This is a genomic window from Sphingobium sp. TB-6 (genome assembly GCF_012927365.1).
Lineage (GTDB): Bacteria > Pseudomonadota > Alphaproteobacteria > Sphingomonadales > Sphingomonadaceae > Sphingobium.
In genome coordinates this window covers 43790-60606 of the sequence record NZ_JABBGL010000006.1, presented here as the reverse complement: position 1 = coordinate 60606, position 16817 = coordinate 43790, and the positions used below count along the sequence as shown (strand labels likewise).

Below are 16817 nucleotides of genomic sequence, written 5' to 3'. Positions count from 1 at the left end.
GGTCAGGTGATGACGCTCGGGCTGTTCATGCCGGTGAAGTCTTCGATATCGGCTATGCGTTCTGCCGAATCGATCAGGCGGAACAGCGCGTCGGCTGTTTTCATATCTAGCCGGCCTTCTGGCCCTACATAACGATCGAGATAGACCCGCAGTGTGGCGCCCTCGGTCCCGGTGCCAGACAAACGGAACACGATCCGGGATCCATCATCAAATATGACGCGAATGCCCTGCTGGCTGCTGACCGATCCATCGGTCGGATCAGTATAAGCGAAATCGTCGGCCTGGGACACGGTACCAAGGATGGTCGCGAAACCGGGCAAGGTCGCCAGCCTATCCCGCAACGCATCCATCAGCGCATCGGCCTTGTCCTTGGCGATGGCTTCATAGTCATGCCGCGCATAATAATTGCGGCCATAGGTCGCCCAATGCCCGGTCATGATCTGCGCCACGCTCTGCCGCCGGACGGCAAGGATATTGAGCCAGAGCAGCACCGCCCAGATGCCGTCCTTCTCGCGCACATGATCGGACCCGGTGCCCGCGCTTTCCTCGCCGCAGATGGTCGCCATCCCGGCATCCAGCAGATTGCCGAAAAATTTCCAGCCCGTCGGCGTCTCATAGAGCGGAATGCCGAGCTTCTCCGCCACCCGATCCGCCGCGCCGCTGGTCGGCATCGACCGGGCGATGCCCTTGAGGCCGCCTGAATAGCCGGGCGCCAGATGCGCATTGGCCGCCAGTACGGCCAGCGAATCCGAAGGCGTCACATAGCAGTGCCGCCCGATGATCAGGTTCCGGTCGCCATCGCCATCCGAAGCGGCCCCGAAATCCGGCGCGTCGGCCGCCATCATCCGGTCGTACAATGCCTTGGCGTGGACCAGATTGGGATCAGGATGATGATGACCGAAATCGGGCAGGGGTGTGGCGTTCCGCACGGTTCCCGCAGGCGCGCCCAGCCGCCGTTCGAAAATCTCGACCGCATAAGGCCCGGTGACGGCGCTCATGCTGTCGAAGGAAAGGGTGAAGCCTTCCGCGATCATCGCCCTGATGGCGGCAAAATCGAACAGGCTCTCCATCAACCCGGCATAGCCCGCCACCGGATCGACCACCTCTACGGTCATATCGCCCAACCGGCTGGCGCCAAGCGTATCGATATCAACGTCGCCTGCCTCAAGGATGCGATAGCTGTCGATCGCCAGCGTCCGCTCATATATGGCGTCCGTCACCTTCTCCGGCGCGGGGCCGCCATTGGAGACGTTGTACTTGATCCCGAAATCCTCATCCGGCCCGCCCGGATTATGGCTGGCCGAAAGCACCAGTCCGCCAAAGGCCCCGGAAGATCGGATCAGATGCGAGGCCGCCGGCGTGGACAATATGCCGCCCTGACCCACCAACACCCGGCCAAAACCATTGGCCGCCGCCATTTTCAGCACGATCTGAATGACCTCTCGATTCAGATAGCGCCCGTCGCCGCCGACCACCAAAGTCTGGCCTTTATAGCCCTCTAGGCTGTCGAACACCGACTGGACGAAATTTTCCGCATAATGGGGCTGCTGGAAAATGCGGACCTTCTTGCGCAGACCGGACGTGCCGGGCTTCTGGTCGTCAAAAGGCTTCGTCGCGACGGTCTGTATCACCCATATCCCCTTGGGAAAGAAAGAAGTCAGATTTCCTCTATGGCCCGGACATGCGACAAACCGCAATCCACCGCCTGCGGCTCGCCGTGAGCGCAGGGCGGACGGGCGCGCATCAGTCCGCCAGCCGCAGCGCCACCTCATTCATGAACCGGGCATCATCGCCCTTTGCCAACCATTCGGCCTCCGCACCGATCGCGCCCAGCATGTCGGCCAGCGCGTCCGTCTCGCTCTTATGATAATTTCCCAGCACATAGCCATGCACCCGGTCCTTGTGCCCCGGATGCCCGATGCCGATCCGCACCCTGCGAAACTCCGCCCCGATATGCGCATCGGTCGAGCGGAGGCCATTATGCCCGGCATTACCGCCGCCGCGCTTCACCTTCACCTTCATCGGCGCAAGGTCGAGTTCATCGTGGAAGGCGGTCACGTCCTCCGGCGCGAGCTTGTAGAAGCGCATGGCTTCACCCACCGACCGCCCGCTCTCGTTCATGAAGGTTGCGGGTTTCAGCAGGATGATCTTTTCCGGCCCGATCCGGCCTTCCTGCACCCAGCCCTGGAACTGCTTCTTCGGCGGCGAAAAGCGATGCATGTCCGCAATGACGTCGACAGCCATGAAGCCGACATTATGCCGGTTCATCGCATATTGGGTTCCGGGATTGCCCAGGCCCACCCAGATCTGCATCGCTTGTCCACTCCAAAGAAAAATCCCGCCCGCCGGGTAGGCGAGCGGGATCGGAATTTCCAGCCCTGCAGGGCTGAGGGCAAAAGGCTTATTCGCCTTCGGCCGGGGTTTCGTTGTCGCCTTCGGCGCTCTTGAGAGCCGAGGGAGCAACGATGGTCGCGACGGTGAAGTCGCTCTCGTCATGGGCAGCCTTGGCGCCCTTGGGCAGCTTGACGGCGCTGATGTGGATCGTTTCGCCCACGTCCAGGCCGGCCAGGTCGACGACGACATCGTCGGGGATCTCGGCGGCGTCGACGATCAGTTCGACCTCATGCGCGACGATGTTCAGAACGCCGCCCTTCTTGATGCCGGGCGAGGCGTCTTCATTCTCGAAGCGCACCGGCACGTTGACGTGGACGGTGGCATGTTCCGAAACGCGCAGGAAGTCGGCGTGCAGCGGACGGTCGCTCACGGGGTGGAAAGCCACATCCTTGGGCAGGGTGCGGACCTTCTTGCCGCCGACTTCGACGAAGACGACCGAATTGAAGAAGTGGCCGGTGCCGAGCAGCTTGTTGAGGAGCTTTTCCTCGACATGGATCGACTGCGGTTCTTCATTGTTACCATAGATGACGGCGGGTACGCGGCCCTCACGGCGGAGAGCGCGGGAGGCTCCCTTGCCTGCCCGATCGCGTGCCTCTGCCGACAGCGTAAGCTGCTCGCTCATTGCGTGTCTCCAAAAGCAAATTGATGTAATCGCCCGCCACGCCTCCAGGGATGACCATGTCGGGACCGGCGCCCAATAACAGAAAAGCGCGGGAAAGCAAGGGGCGCTCTATTGCGCCCGCGTCACCTTATACCCCTCGGCTTGCAGCAGTTCGATCAGATTGCCCTTGCCGGTCAGATGCCCCGCGCCCACGGCGATGAACGGTCGCCCCTTGAGCGCCTTCACCGATTTCACCCAGTCGCGGTTGCGGTCGATCAGCACCGCCTGCTCGACCACTGGATTTGGCTCCTCACCGATCTGATCGGCCTGTGCGAGCGTGGCCATATCCCCCTTGATCCAGGCCTTGAGAATATGGTCGTAAAGCGTCCGCATATCCTGCGCCTCATGCACGGTATCGATCAGCAATCGTTGCTGCGCCGCGTCCGGCAGCGTGTCGAAGGCCCGGAATTGGCGCTCCACCGTCTCCAGCCCGCCGATCGGCTTGCCGGCATCCCTGAACGCCGCGATCAGAGCCGGTTCCACGCCATTGTCCTGGCTGACATGCAGAGCCTGCTGCGCCGCTGCGGAGAGCAACATCGCCGCCGCCCAGCTCTCATAGCTGGAGAGCGCCCGCGTGGAGGTGCCGCCATCGCTGGCGATTTCCTCCAGCGCCGCCTTGTCCTCGCCCGGCACCCGCGCCTCCAGCGGTGGAAGCCCCGGACTGCGCCCCATTTTCTCGAACTGCGCCAGCGTCCGCGCCTGATCTTGTATTTCCGCCGATTCCAGCACCAACCGATCGGCGCGCGCCATCGCGCCCCTGATCGGCGCCGTCTGCCATTTCACATTGTCGGGCAGCACATGAATGGTGCCGAACAGCCAGCCATCCACGCCCTTGCCCTCGACCCGCCAAAGCGCAGGTCCGCCGCCCGGGGGCGGGGCAGGGGGCTCATCCCCGCAAGCCGCAATCAGAAATAAGGCCGCCAGTCCAAGCTCCAGGGTCAGCCAACGCGCCCACCGGCGCATCATTTTACTGCTTCACCCGCGCCGAAGAGACGCCCAGCGCCTTCAACTGATCCTGCACGCTGCCCTTGCCCGCCAGATGCCCGGCGCCCACGGCAATGAACACTATGCCCGGCCGGTCGAGCCGCTGTTTGATCCACTTCGCCCAATTGGCGTTGCGCTGGATCAGCAGCACCTTCGCCAGCTCCGGCGTCGCCTCCAGCGATTCGTTCATTTCGACCGCCAGCTTCTCCGGCTCGCCACCCTGCCAATGCGCGACCAGGCTGGCGAATTCCTTGTCCATGTCGGGCAAACCCTCGATGGTCGCGGTCAGGAACTTCACCTGCTGCTCCATCGGCAGCCCCGCAAAATAGCCGAGCTGTTGCTCGACCGTCTCCAGCGCGTCGACCTTCTTGCCCGAAGCCCTGGCCGCCGCAGTCAGCACCTTCTCCGCGCCAAGATCGGACTTATACCCCAGCTTCTCCAGCGGCTGCACCGACAGCGCCATGCCCGCCATCCAGGGATTGAACATCTCGAAAGCTTGCCAGGGCAGGCCATTGACGGTCATCGCCGTCAGATATTTGCTCCGCTCGTCCGCGCCCAGCCGGTCCGACAGCTTCACCCCGTCCCGCGCCAGGGCTGCCCCCGCCATGGTCGACGCCAAGGCATTGGAATCTTCCGGCTCGACGATTTCCAGAACCAGCTCGTCCGACCGTTCGAAGGCCGATTTGACCCCGCCCTTATACCAATCGACCCCCGGCTTCATCACATGCACCGTGCCGAACAGATAGATGGTGGTGTCGGCATCCTTCACTGTCCACAGCGCGGGCGTCACATAGGTCGAGCGCGCCGCCGTATCGCGAGCGGAAGCGGGCCGCTCCAGCGCGCATCCGCCAAGCAACATCATGGCGGGCGCCAGCCATTGGAGATTGGGCCAGCGTAAATTGGGCCATTTCATGCGGTTTTTACGTCCATCTGATCGATCTGCCCCCATCCATGCGTCCCCCAACGCGACAGAGCAAGCGGATTTACCCTTCTTCCCGCCCTCTTTCCCTTGACCCTGCGCCCTCGCTGCGCCAAGGCGCGCCGCAATTGAACCGTCATTTTTCGAGCCGTGATTTCTGGGGATCATCCGTGGCGACAAGCAAAGCGCTCTCCTTTCAGGATCTGATCCTGACGCTCCATGCCTATTGGGGTCGCCAAGGCTGCGTCATCCTGCAACCCTATGACATGGAAGTGGGCGCGGGCACCTTCCATCCGGCGACGACGCTGCGCAGCCTTGGCCCGAACGCCTGGAACGCCGCCTATGTGCAGCCCAGCCGCCGCCCGACCGACGGCCGCTATGGCGAAAATCCGAACCGGCTCCAGCATTATTACCAATATCAGGTCATCATGAAGCCGTCCCCGGCGAACCTTCAGGAACTGTATCTGGGGTCGCTGGTCGAGATCGGCATCGATCCGCTGGTCCACGACATCCGCTTTGTCGAGGATGACTGGGAAAGCCCGACGCTGGGCGCGTGGGGCCTTGGCTGGGAAGTCTGGTGCGACGGCATGGAAGTCACCCAGTTCACCTATTTCCAGCAGATGGGCGGCTTCGATTGCAAACCGGTCGCGGGCGAGCTGACCTACGGCCTCGAACGCCTCGCCATGTATATTCAGGGCGTCGACAGCGTTTATGACCTCAAATTCAATGACGCGGGCGTCACCTATGGCGACGTGTTTCTTGAGAATGAGCGGCAGATGTCGAAATGGAATTTCGAGATCGCCGACACTGAAAAGTTGTTCCGCTGGTTCAAGGACGCCGAGGCGGAATGCAAGGCATCGCTGGAGGTCGGGGTTCCGCTCGCCGCCTATGACCAGGCGATCAAGGCAAGCCATGTCTTCAACCTGCTCCAGGCGCGCGGCGTCATTTCGGTGCAGGAACGCGCCAGCTATATCGGCCGCGTGCGCGATCTGGCCAAAGGCGCCTGCGAAAAGTGGATGGAAGTGAACGGGTGGGCCGCGTGATGACCGATTTCCTGCTCGAATTGCGCTGTGAGGAAATTCCGGCGCGCATGCAATTGAAGGCATCGGAAGACCTCGCCCGCCTCTTCACCGAGGAACTGGCGAAGGCTGGTCTGAAGCCGGAGAGCCTCGACAGCTTTGTCACGCCGCGCCGCCTCGCGCTGATCGCGCGCAACCTGCCGCTGGAAACCGCCGCCGTCAGCGAGGAGTTCAAAGGCCCGCGCACGTCGGCGCCTGCGCAGGCGCTCGAAGGCTTCCTTCGCAAGACGGGTTTGACGCAAGATCAACTCGAAGAGCGCGACGGCGTCTGGTTCGCCGTGGTCAACAAGCCCGGCCGCGCCACCGCTGGGGTGCTGGCCGAAGCCGTCCCCACGATCATCCGCGCCTTCCCCTGGCCCAAGTCCATGCGCTGGGGTGCCGCTTCGCAGACGACGGAAAGCCTCCGCTGGGTTCGTCCGTTGCAAGGCATCGTCGCGATCCTGGGCGACGATCTGGTCAATATCGAGATCGAAGGCGTCAGATCGGGCTATGCCACGCTCGGCCACCGCTTCCATCATCCGGGCGAGATCACCATCGGCAGCGCTCATGATTATGTGGAGAAGCTGCGCGCCTGCCATGTGATCGTCAGTCATCAGGAACGCCAGTCGATCATCGAGGCCAAGGCGAATGAAGCCGCCGCCGCCCATGGCTATACGGTGATCGAGGACAAGGGCCTTATCGCGGAAAATGCCGGCCTGACCGAATGGCCGGTACCGCTGCTGGGCGATTTCGCTCCGGCCTTTCTTGAGGTACCCCCTGAAGTCATCCAGCTAACCCTCCGTATCAACCAGAAATATTTTGTTCTGCGGGATAGCGCGGGCAAGCTTGCCCCGGCCTTCATCTGCACCGCCAATATCGAGGCGAAGGATCATGGTGCGGCGATCATCGCGGGCAACCGCAAAGTCCTTGCCGCGCGCCTGTCGGATGCCCGCTTCTTCTGGGAGCAGGATCGCAAGACGAAGTTGGAGGACCACGCGAAGAAGCTGGAGCGGATCACCTTCCACGAAAAGCTCGGCACTGTGGCCGACAAGGTGGATCGCGTCGCAAAACTGGCGCGCTGGTTGGTTGATGCGGATATCGTTAAGCCGGAGGAAGATACGCCGCAGGCTAAGGTTCAGCTTTTCAACAATGTGTACGCAGCCGTCAAGCTCGCCAAAGCCGATCTTGTCACCGAAATGGTCGGTGAGTTCCCCGAGCTTCAGGGCGTCATGGGCGGCTATTATGCCCGCGCTGAGGGCTTGCCCGATGCCGTGGCTGATGCCATCCGCGACCATTACAAGCCGGTGGGCCAAGGCGATGAGGTTCCGGGTGCTCCGGCGACCGTTGCCGTTTCCCTTGCGGATAAGCTGGATATTCTCTGCGGCTTCTTTGCAGCGCGTGAACGGCCCACTGGTTCGAAAGATCCCTTCGCGCTTCGGCGCGCGGCGCTTGGACTCGTTGCTTTGACATTGGAAAATGACCTGCGGTTTTCGTTGTTGAAACTTATTGGTCAGCATGACGCGCTAAACGAGGGCTTCTTCCGAAAGCTTTGGTTGGAAGGTGTCAAAAGTTATGAAGACGGTCTGCCCAAGGGATCGAAGCTCGCACCGGCAAATGAGAGTCACCTGACTTTCGCCTTTGATCTTCTGGACTTCTTCGCAGATCGCCTCAAGGTCCAGCAGAAGGAAGCAGGCGTCCGCCACGACCTGATCGACGCCGTGTTCGCGCTCGGTGGCGAGGACGATCTCGTCCGCCTGCTCGCCCGCGTGAAGGCGCTCCAGTCCTTCATCGTAGCCGATGACGGCGCCAACCTGCTCGCCGGTTACAAGCGCGCCGCCAACATCCTCAAAAAGGAAGGTGTCGAAACCGCCGAGAAGGTCGAATTGACCTACGTCCCCGAACAGGCAGAGGCTGACCTGATCGCCGCCCTCGACGCCGCCGAGCCTCGCGCCACCGCCGCCGTCACGGCGGAGGATTTCGGAGGCGCCATGGCTGCACTTGCAACATTGCGCGCGCCGATCGACGCCTTTTTCGAAAGCGTGACGGTGAACGACGCCGATCCGGCAAAGCGCTCCGCTCGCCTCGCGCTGCTTGCGCGGGTACGGGACGCTGTCCACGCAGTGGCGGATTTCTCGAAAATTACAGGCTGATACCGAAAGATACCCGCCCAAGCGGGAAAATCAGTGAAATAAGAGAGCAATCATCGTAAAAGTGGGTGCGTTTGTCGCCTGCTTGTTGTTAAAGTTTTGTTGCATCGCACAAATACACGGCAATCAGTGCAGGAGAGCCGCGATTATGTTGACAATGGAAGAGGCCAGCATGAGCACGACCGCTACCCGTTATGTTTATCGTTTCGGCGGCGGCGTCGATGACGGCGGCAAGGGCGACAAGAATCTTCTCGGCGGCAAGGGCGCCAATCTGGACGGCATGGCCGCCATTGGCCTGCCCGTGCCTCCGGGCTTCACCATTACGACCGAGATGTGCACCCGCTATTACACCGACGGCGGCGTCTATCCCGAAAGCCTGACCGCGCAAGTCGCGGACGGCATCGCCCATATCGAGGGCATCACCGGCAAGAAGTTCGGTGACAAGGCCGACCCGCTGCTGGTGTCCGTCCGCTCCGGCGCGCGCATTTCGATGCCCGGCATGATGGACACGGTGCTCAACCTTGGCCTCAACGATGAAACCGTGCTCGGCCTAGCCGTCGCTTCGGGCGATGAGCGTTTCGCCTGGGACAGCTATCGCCGTTTCATTCAGATGTATTCCGATGTGGTCCTGGAACTCGACCATGGCGCCTTCGAGGAAGCCCTTGAAATCGCCAAGGAAGACCAGGGTTATACGCTTGACACGGAAATGACCGCTGCCGACTGGAAGGCGCTCGTTGCCGAATATAAGGCTCTTGTTTCAAAGCTTTGGAACAAGCCCTTTCCGCAGGATGTGAACGACCAGCTTTGGGGCGCGATCAGCGCCGTGTTCGGGTCGTGGCAGGCCGACCGCGCCAAGGTCTATCGCCGCCTGAACTCGATCCCGCATGATTGGGGCACTGCCGTCAACGTGCAGGCGATGGTGTTCGGCAATATGGGCGACACCTCAGCCACCGGCGTTGCCTTCACCCGCGACCCCGCGACCGGCGAGAACGCCTATTATGGCGAATATCTCATCAACGCCCAGGGCGAAGACGTGGTGGCGGGCATCCGCACGCCGCAATATCTGACGCTTGCAGCACGCGAGCGGGCAGGGGCCAAGCCGCTGTCGATGGAAGAGGCGATGCCCGAAACCTATGCCGAGCTGGCGCGGGTGTTCGAGATCCTCGAAAAACATTATCGCGACATGCAGGACATCGAGTTCACGGTGCAGCAGGGCAAGCTTTGGATGCTCCAGACCCGCTCAGGCAAGCGCACCGCCAAGGCCGCGCTCAAGATCGCGGTGGATATGGCGAATGAAGGTCTGATCACCGAGGAAGAAGCCGTCGCCCGCGTCGATCCCGCCGCGCTCGACCAGCTTCTTCACCCGACGCTCGATCCCAAGGCGCCCCGCGATGTGCTGACCAAGGGTTTGCCCGCGTCGCCGGGTGCAGCTTCGGGCGCGATCGTGTTCGACGCCGACACCGCCGAGCGTCGCAATGAGCTGGGCGATTCGGTCATCCTCGTCCGCGTGGAAACCTCGCCGGAAGACATTCACGGCATGCACGCGGCCAAGGGCATCCTGACCGCGCGTGGCGGCATGACCAGCCACGCCGCCGTGGTGGCGCGCGGCATGGGCCGCCCCTGCGTCTCCGGTGCAGGCAGCCTGTCGATCGACAACAATGCCAAGACGCTCCGTATTGGCGACCGCACGCTCAAGGAAGGTGACATCCTCACCATTGATGGCGCCACCGGCGAGGTGATGGCAGGCGAGGTGCCGACCGTGCAGCCGGAACTGGCTGGCGATTTCGGCGTGCTGATGGCCTGGGCCGACAAGGTTCGCCGCCTCAAGGTCCGCGCCAATGCCGAAACGCCGCTGGACTGCCAGACCGCCCGCGATTTCGGTGCGGAAGGCGTGGGCCTGTGCCGCACCGAGCATATGTTCTTCGACGCCGCCCGCATCACCGCCGTTCGCGAGATGATCCTCGCTGACAGCGAAAAGGGCCGCCGCGTGGCGCTCGACAAGCTGCTGCCCGAGCAGCGCGATGACTTCGCGCAGATTTTCATGGTGATGGCGGGCCTGCCCGTCACCATCCGCCTGCTCGATCCGCCGCTGCACGAATTCCTGCCGCATGGCGAAGCGGAGTTCGAGGAAGTGGCCAAGGCGGCGGGCGTCGGCGTGGAAACGCTCAAGCGCCGGGCCGCGGAACTGCACGAGTTCAACCCGATGCTGGGCCATCGCGGTTGCCGTCTGGGCGTCACCTATCCTGAAATCTACGAAATGCAGGCCCGCGCCATCTTCGAAGCCGCGCTGATCATCAAGCAGCGCAGCGGTGAAGCGCCGATCCCCGAAATCATGATCCCGCTCGTCGCGACGAAGAAAGAGCTGGAACTGATGAAGGTGATCGTCGATCGCGTCGCCAGCGAAGTATTCGAGGAGCAGGGCGCCAGCGTCGAATATCTGGTCGGCACCATGATCGAACTGCCGCGCGCTGCATTGAGAGCGGGCGAGATCGCTGAAGTGGGCGAGTTCTTCTCCTTCGGTACCAACGACCTGACGCAGACGACCATCGGCATCAGCCGCGACGACGCCGGCCGTTTCCTGACGCAATATGTCGACAAGGGCATCTTTGCCCGCGACCCGTTCGTCAGCATCGATGTCGAAGGCGTGGGTGAGCTCATCCAATTGGCTGCCGAACGTGGCCGTGCAACCCGCAGCGGCATCAAGCTGGGTATCTGCGGCGAACATGGCGGCGACCCGGCCTCCATCGCCTTCTGCGAGCAGACTGGCCTCGATTACGTCTCGGCCTCGCCTTATCGTGTGCCGATCGCTCGCCTTGCCGCTGCCCAGGCGGCGCTGGCGAACCGGAAGTAATAGCCAGGGGCGGGACATGATCCCGCCCCTTATTTTTCAGACATGGGTGGTGCGCTGTTCATAAAGTCGCGCATGCTCATCATCCTTGCGGGCATCGAGCAGACGGGCCTGCTCCCGCCATTCCTCCCGCGAAATCACGCCTTGCCGAAGGCCTAATCGCGTCTCCAGCGCGGCTTCCTGCTCGCTGCTGATGGCGGCGATCTGACCATAGCGCTGATAGCCTGCCTCATGGAGCGCGATTTCATCCTGCGGCGTGATGCCGCGAATAAGGCTGAAATCGTCGCGGCCGTGCACGGTTCCAGCACTTACCGCAGCGCCGCCTCGGCCGATCGGCCCCGACTGGCGTTCCAGTTCCGCGATCCCTTCCTGCGCCGCCGTCAGCCGCGCATCCCGATCCTTGATCGCCTGGGCGTGGGCAAGCTGTTCATCGCGCCAATAGCGCTTATATTTGCCCCGCCCGCTCATGATGAGGCCCAGAACCAGCCCCACGAGCAGCACGATCAGCAGCAGCGCGATTTCGTTGAGGGTGAAGATCATCTCAGCATCCTTTCCTGACCGTCGAACGAGTGGGCCCGGAGAAAGGTTGCGGTTGGGCGCCGCCGATCGGCCGGGCTGTCGGAAAAGTGTAAAAAGGGCTTGCCCAAAGGCGCGGGCGCTTCTATCTGCGCCACTCCAACGCACCCGTAGCTCAGCTGGATAGAGCATCAGACTACGAATCTGAGGGTCGGACGTTCGAATCGTTCCGGGTGCGCCATTTTCCCTTGGATTTGCTGTTGAATCCCGTCCCCAGGGCGATGACCGCGCTCGTCCGCGATGGAAGGCGGATCATATTCTTTTTAATTTGAAATAGTCCAGTTTAGGGGTTGCCAGACTGCTCTGCCCCTTCTATCTGCCCCTCCACAACGCACCCGTAGCTCAGCTGGATAGAGCATCAGACTACGAATCTGAGGGTCGGACGTTCGAATCGTTCCGGGTGCGCCACTTCCCAAATTTGCCGGAAAACAGGTCTCAAGGGCGCATCAGTCCGGAGCTGCAATGACCTGTTGAGGATCAATGCTCCCTGAAAGACAGCCACAGCGATTGGGTGAGCGGTTCGAACGCATATTGCAACGCCGTCCGCCGCCGCAGCGGCACCAGCACTTGCACCGGCATCCCCGCCTTCAGACTGAAATCCTGGCCGCGCACGGTCCTGATGACCTCCAGCTCCTTCGACGGCACGAGCACTTCGGCAGTGTAGAAGGACACGCCCGCCTTTTCGTCCTGAAAGCTGTCCGCCGACAGGCGGGTGATCTGGCCGTCCATGATCGGCAGGTCGCGCTCATGCAGGCTGTTGAACTTGATTTGCGCCTTCTGGCCCGCCTTCAGGTCGTCAATGTCTTCCGGCGAGATCCGCGCCTCTATGACCAGGCCCGCGCGGTCGGGGACGATGTCCATCAACTTCTGTCCGGGGGAAATCACCCCGCCGACGGTAAAGACGTTGAGGCCGACGATCGTGCCCGTCGCGGGAGCCCGAATCTGGAGCCGGGCTAACTGATCCTTCGCCGCGCGATATTTGGGGAGCACTTCGTTGAGCGAGAATTCCACGTCACGCAATTCCGATGCGGCCCGTTCCTTATAAGCCTTTTCCGCCTCCAGCGCTTTCAGCCGGTTTTCGCCCGCTTCCGCGCCGGAGCGAGCGATGCTGGCGGAAAATTGCCCTTCCTGCCCTTGAAGATCGGCCCGCGCCCGCTCCAGCGCTCTGATCCGCGATTTGGAGACGAAGCCCTTTTCCGCCACGTCGCGCAGGCTCTCCAGCTCTTCCCCGATCAGCCTTGCCTGTTCGGTCGACGCCGCCAGTTGCGAATGATAGCCGCGCGCCGTCTGCTGCACCTGACTGGCTTGCTCGCGCAGCACGCCGGTCTGCGCCGTCAGCACTGAGGAGCGGGCATTGAACTGCGTCAATTGAAGGCGGATCGCTTCCTGCGCATCCTCCTGCTCCTGCCCTTTGAGGGTGGTGAATTCGGCGGGCCAATCGATATGGCTGGCGCCTAGCTGCTCGGCTATCAGCCTTGCCCGTTGCGCCTTGAGCGCGATGAACTGCGCGCCATACATGCGCGCCTGGGCCCGTACTTCGGCCGATGCCAGCTCCATCAGCGGCTGGCCCTGCCGAACATGCTGCCCTTCCTTCACGAAGATCGCGCCCACCACGCCCCCGTCGCGATGCTGCACCGATTGCCGTTGCCCGGACACGGTGAGTCGGCCGGGCGCATAGGCCGCCGCATCCAGCCGCGCAAAGGCTGCCCAGCCCAAAAACAGGACGAAGAACAGGACGGTGATGATGGTGCCCGTCCGCATGTCGCGATCCGGCCGGTCATCGATTATCTCGGCGTCTTTGGCGGCAGGGTGGTAGAGCTGGACGGTCCCGCTGGCGTCGCTGATCTGAATATCCCCCATGACGGCCTTACCCCTCCGCAGACTGTGGCGCAGGATGATCTTCGGAGCGGATCGCCTTCAGCCGCCCCAGCACTTCATCGCGCCCGCCAAAGGCTTCCACCCGTCCGTCGCGCATCACCATGATCTTGTCGACCACGCCCAATATCCCCATGCGATGGGCGACGATGACGACGGAAGCGTTCCTCTTCTTGAGGTCGGCCAGCGTCGCCACCAGCCGCACCTCTCCTTCGGCGTCGAGATGCGCATTGGGCTCGTCCAGGAAAATGAGCGGCGGCGCGCCATAGAGAGCCCGGGCGAGCCCCACCCGCTGCGCCTGCCCGGCAGAAAGCCCGCGCCCGCCCCAGCCCAAAGTCAGATTATATCCGCCCGGCAAATGCTGGATCATGTCGTGTGCGCCGCTCAGCCGGGCCGCTTCGATCACGTTGTTGTCGATAGCTTCTTCATCGTCAGACAGGAAATTGCCGAAGCGCGCGATATTCTCCTTGATCGTTCCGGCGAACAGCGAGGTGTCCTGTGGCAGATAGCCGACAAAGCTGGCCAGCCGTTCCGAATCCCAATCCTGAATGTTCGCGCCGTCATAGCGGATCGATCCGCGCAGGGGGCGCGCCGCGCCGGACAACATGCGCAGCAAAGTGGATTTGCCCGCGCCGCTCGGCCCGACGATCGCGACGACTTCGCCCGGTTCCATGGTGAAGTTGATGTCGGCCAATATCGGCTTGTCCAGGCCGGGGGTGAAATAGGTCAGATGTTCGACCGCGACATGCCCGATCGGTGCGGGCAGCCGGGTGAGCGCGATGTCCGCATCCCTGCCGGCCAGCAGATCGTTGAGCGTCGTATAGCTCGCCCGTGCATGGACGACATTACGCCATGCGCCCAGCAACTGGTCGATCGGCGCCAGCGCGCGCCCGATTAGGAAGGAGGAGGCGAAGATCGCGCCTGCCGAAATCTGGTTGTTGATCGCCAGCCACGCGCCAAGGCCCAGCGCCAGCGATTGCAGGACCAGACGGATGAACTTGCTGATGGCGACATAATGGCCGCCCGCGAAGCTCGCATTGGCCTGAAGGTTCAGCATGGCCCGACGTTCGATCAGATGGCGCCGCACCAGCGCGCTTCGCATGCCCAGCGCGCGGATCACCTCCGCCCCGGCAAGCGTCTGCTCCTGGCTGACATAGGCCTTGTTCGCGGCCTCATTGGCCTGTTTCAGCGGGGCGTTGGTCTGTCTTTCATTACATAGGGCGATGAAGAGGAGCGCGCCGCCGCCCACGACCGCCATCGCGGCGATAGCCGGGTGGATCAGGAAGCAGACGATGACGTAAACGGGGCTCCAGGGAAAATCGAAGATCGACAGGATCGTCGGCCCGGTCAGCGCTTGTCGCAGCGTGTCGAATTCGCGCAGAACCTGCTTGTTCATGGCCTCGCCGGTCGAGCCACGCCCGCTCAATGTCGTGTCGAGCAACAGGCCGGAAAGTTGCCGGTCGAACCGGATGCTTGCCCGCACCAGCAGACGGGAGCGCACCTGTTCGAGCAGCGCCAACGTAGCGATGACGAAGATGATGATGATGGTCAGAAAGAAAAGGGTCAGTCTGCCCTGTCCGGCGACGACGCGATCATATACCTGCAGCATATAGAGAACAGGTCCGATATAAAGGACGTTCATCAATGCGCTGAATATCAGAGAAGAAAGAAAATGGCGCCTGCACGATGACAAGGCGGCCTTCATCGGGGCGGCTGGTTTATGAAGGTTACGTAACATAATCTCCCCCTTGCCCCCTGTCTTGCCGGCTATATTATTAGCAATATGCCTAATGTCTTAGTATAATATTTTGCCGATTTTTCGTAAATATAACCAACAGCATAGATGGGCGACCGTCCCGCAATGAGGCAGTCTTCCCTTGCGCGCCGCGACCCTCTCAACGGATGGCGATCCGGACCAGCGCGTCCATGTCCACATGCTCTTCCAACTGCATCGCTATCTGATCCAGCGCGTCGTTCACCGACATTTGATAGTCCCCCAGGGCGGACTCGTGGCCAAGCCGCGCCAGAAAGGCTGCGCGCAACCCGGTACTGGTGAACAGGCCGTGTATATAGGTGCCCATGACCGTGCCGTCCTTGCTCGACCCGCCATCCGGCCGGCCTGCTTCCACGATGGCGAAAGGCTGCGCGCAGTCGGGGCCGTCGGTCATGCCGACATGCATTTCATAGCCCGAAAATGCCTGCCCCAGCGCGGTTCCGCTCGTTCTCTCCAACGTCTTGACCGGGGTCAGCCGGGTTTCCACGGCCAGCAGGCCAAGGCCATCGACACTGCCGGGCGGACCTTCGATCCCGTCCGGATCGTCTATTCGTCGTCCCAACATCTGATAGCCGCCGCAAATGCCCAATATCGGCCTGCCACGCCGATGATGCGCGCGGATATCGATGTCCCACCCCTGATCTCGAACCGCCTGCAAATCCGCGATGGTGGCTTTGGAGCCGGGCAGGATGATGAGCGCGGCCTCTGCCGGGATGGGCTGGCCCGGCGGCACCATGACAACATCGACGCCGGGCTCCAGCTTCAGCGGGTCGAGATCGTCGAAATTGGCGATGCGCGGCAGGATCGGGCAGGCGATCAGCAGCCTTTCGCTCAGACCGTCCTGCCTGCGTTCGAGAACCACTGCGTCTTCGCTTGGCAGGCGGCTGGCCTGACTGAGCCAGGGGATGACGCCAAAGCCCCTCCATCCGGTCAATTGCTCGATATGGCGATAGCCGTCCTCGAAAAGCGCGGGATCGCCCCTGAATTTGTTGATCAGGAAGCCATGGATCATCGCCGCGTCGGCCGGGTCGATCACTGCCTTGGTTCCGGCGATAGCCGCGATCACGCCGCCCCGGTCGATGTCGCCCACCAGGATCACCGGAACATCGGCGGCCCGCGCAAAGCCCATATTGGCGATGTCGCCCGCCCGCAGGTTCACTTCCGCGGGTGATCCGGCGCCTTCGACCACGACAATATCGCATTGCGCCTGCAACCGGCGATAGCTGGCCAGCACAGCCTCCAGCAATTCTCCCCGCGCCGACCGGAAATTCCCGCTGCTGAGTTTCCCCCGCACCTGGCCATGAACGACGAGTTGCGATGTGCGATCGGCCTGCGGTTTCAGCAGGACCGGGTTCATGTCCGTATGCGGTTCGACTCGTGCCGCGATGGCTTGAAGCGCCTGCGCTCGCCCGATTTCTCCGCCATCGGCGGTGACGGCGGCATTATTGGACATATTTTGCGGCTTGAAAGGCCGGACTTCGTATCCGCGATGGACCAGGGCGCGGCAAAGTCCCGCAACCAGCAAGGATTTGCCGACGTCCGATCCCGTTCCCTGAAACATGATGGCAGCCATGACGCCGC

At 62.3% G+C, this 16817-nt stretch carries 12 protein-coding genes and 2 tRNA genes; 5 read left to right on the top strand and 9 right to left on the bottom strand.

Annotated features, from left to right (window positions below):
• Positions 1-2 precede the first annotated feature (2 nt).
• The 5 genes from HHL26_RS10085 to HHL26_RS10065 all read right to left on the bottom strand — a co-directional run bounded on the left by HHL26_RS10085 (position 3) and on the right by HHL26_RS10065 (position 4952).
• Positions 3-1631 (bottom strand): alpha-D-glucose phosphate-specific phosphoglucomutase, encoded by a 1629-nt coding sequence (locus HHL26_RS10085; protein ID WP_066557981.1) that lies wholly within the window; start codon positions 1629-1631, stop codon positions 3-5.
• Positions 1632-1743: 112 nt separating this feature from the next.
• Entirely contained in the window at positions 1744-2313 is a 570-nt protein-coding gene (gene pth, locus HHL26_RS10080; protein ID WP_066557979.1) for an aminoacyl-tRNA hydrolase, read from the bottom strand.
• Positions 2314-2401: 88 nt separating this feature from the next.
• On the bottom strand, positions 2402-3016 hold the full coding sequence (locus HHL26_RS10075) for a 50S ribosomal protein L25/general stress protein Ctc (protein WP_066557977.1): 615 nt from the start codon (positions 3014-3016) through the stop codon (positions 2402-2404).
• A 108-nt stretch (positions 3017-3124) separates the two neighbouring features.
• On the bottom strand, positions 3125-4021 hold the full coding sequence (locus HHL26_RS10070; protein ID WP_197672713.1) for a TraB/GumN family protein: 897 nt from the start codon (positions 4019-4021) through the stop codon (positions 3125-3127).
• A 1-nt stretch (position 4022) separates the two neighbouring features.
• Positions 4023-4952: a TraB/GumN family protein gene (locus HHL26_RS10065; RefSeq protein ID WP_066557974.1), complete on the bottom strand. Its 930-nt coding sequence runs from the start codon at positions 4950-4952 to the stop codon at positions 4023-4025.
• 176 nt (positions 4953-5128) lie between these two features.
• Between HHL26_RS10065 and HHL26_RS10060 the strand changes: the two genes are divergently transcribed.
• The 3 genes from HHL26_RS10060 to ppdK all read left to right on the top strand — a co-directional run bounded on the left by HHL26_RS10060 (position 5129) and on the right by ppdK (position 11014).
• A complete protein-coding gene (locus HHL26_RS10060) occupies positions 5129-6001 on the top strand; it encodes a glycine--tRNA ligase subunit alpha (RefSeq protein ID WP_066557971.1) in 873 nt (290 codons plus the stop codon).
• Positions 6001-8166, top strand: coding sequence for a glycine--tRNA ligase subunit beta (gene glyS, locus HHL26_RS10055; protein ID WP_169576102.1), 2166 nt, complete (start codon positions 6001-6003; stop codon positions 8164-8166). Before HHL26_RS10060 ends, glyS begins: the two co-directional genes overlap by 1 nt.
• Before the next feature lie 145 nt (positions 8167-8311).
• A complete protein-coding gene (gene ppdK, locus HHL26_RS10050; RefSeq protein WP_066557968.1) occupies positions 8312-11014 on the top strand; it encodes a pyruvate, phosphate dikinase in 2703 nt (900 codons plus the stop codon).
• Positions 11015-11050: 36 nt separating this feature from the next.
• Here the strand turns inward: ppdK and HHL26_RS10045 are convergent, their stop codons facing one another.
• Positions 11051-11551: a hypothetical protein gene (locus HHL26_RS10045; RefSeq protein WP_066557965.1), complete on the bottom strand. Its 501-nt coding sequence runs from the start codon at positions 11549-11551 to the stop codon at positions 11051-11053.
• Between the two features lie 140 nt (positions 11552-11691).
• Between HHL26_RS10045 and HHL26_RS10040 the strand changes: the two genes are divergently transcribed.
• Together HHL26_RS10040 and HHL26_RS10035 are read left to right on the top strand one after the other, a co-directional pair.
• Positions 11692-11768 (top strand) — tRNA-Arg (locus tag HHL26_RS10040).
• A 150-nt stretch (positions 11769-11918) separates the two neighbouring features.
• A tRNA-Arg gene (locus HHL26_RS10035) sits at positions 11919-11995 on the top strand.
• Between the two features lie 69 nt (positions 11996-12064).
• On the opposite strand, the gene HHL26_RS10030 is transcribed toward HHL26_RS10035, so the two are convergent.
• From HHL26_RS10030 to HHL26_RS10020, 3 genes are all read right to left on the bottom strand, one after another.
• Positions 12065-13447, bottom strand: a complete 1383-nt coding sequence (locus tag HHL26_RS10030) for an HlyD family type I secretion periplasmic adaptor subunit (RefSeq protein WP_066557963.1) — start codon at positions 13445-13447, stop codon at positions 12065-12067.
• A gap of 7 nt (positions 13448-13454) precedes the next feature.
• Positions 13455-15167, bottom strand: a complete 1713-nt coding sequence (locus tag HHL26_RS10025; protein WP_082748598.1) for a type I secretion system permease/ATPase — start codon at positions 15165-15167, stop codon at positions 13455-13457.
• Positions 15168-15357: 190 nt separating this feature from the next.
• Positions 15358-16809 carry a cobyric acid synthase gene (locus HHL26_RS10020; RefSeq protein ID WP_066557961.1) on the bottom strand — a complete coding sequence of 484 codons (1452 nt, stop codon included), beginning with the start codon at positions 16807-16809 and terminating at the stop codon, positions 15358-15360.
• Positions 16810-16817: the final 8 nt, after the last annotated feature.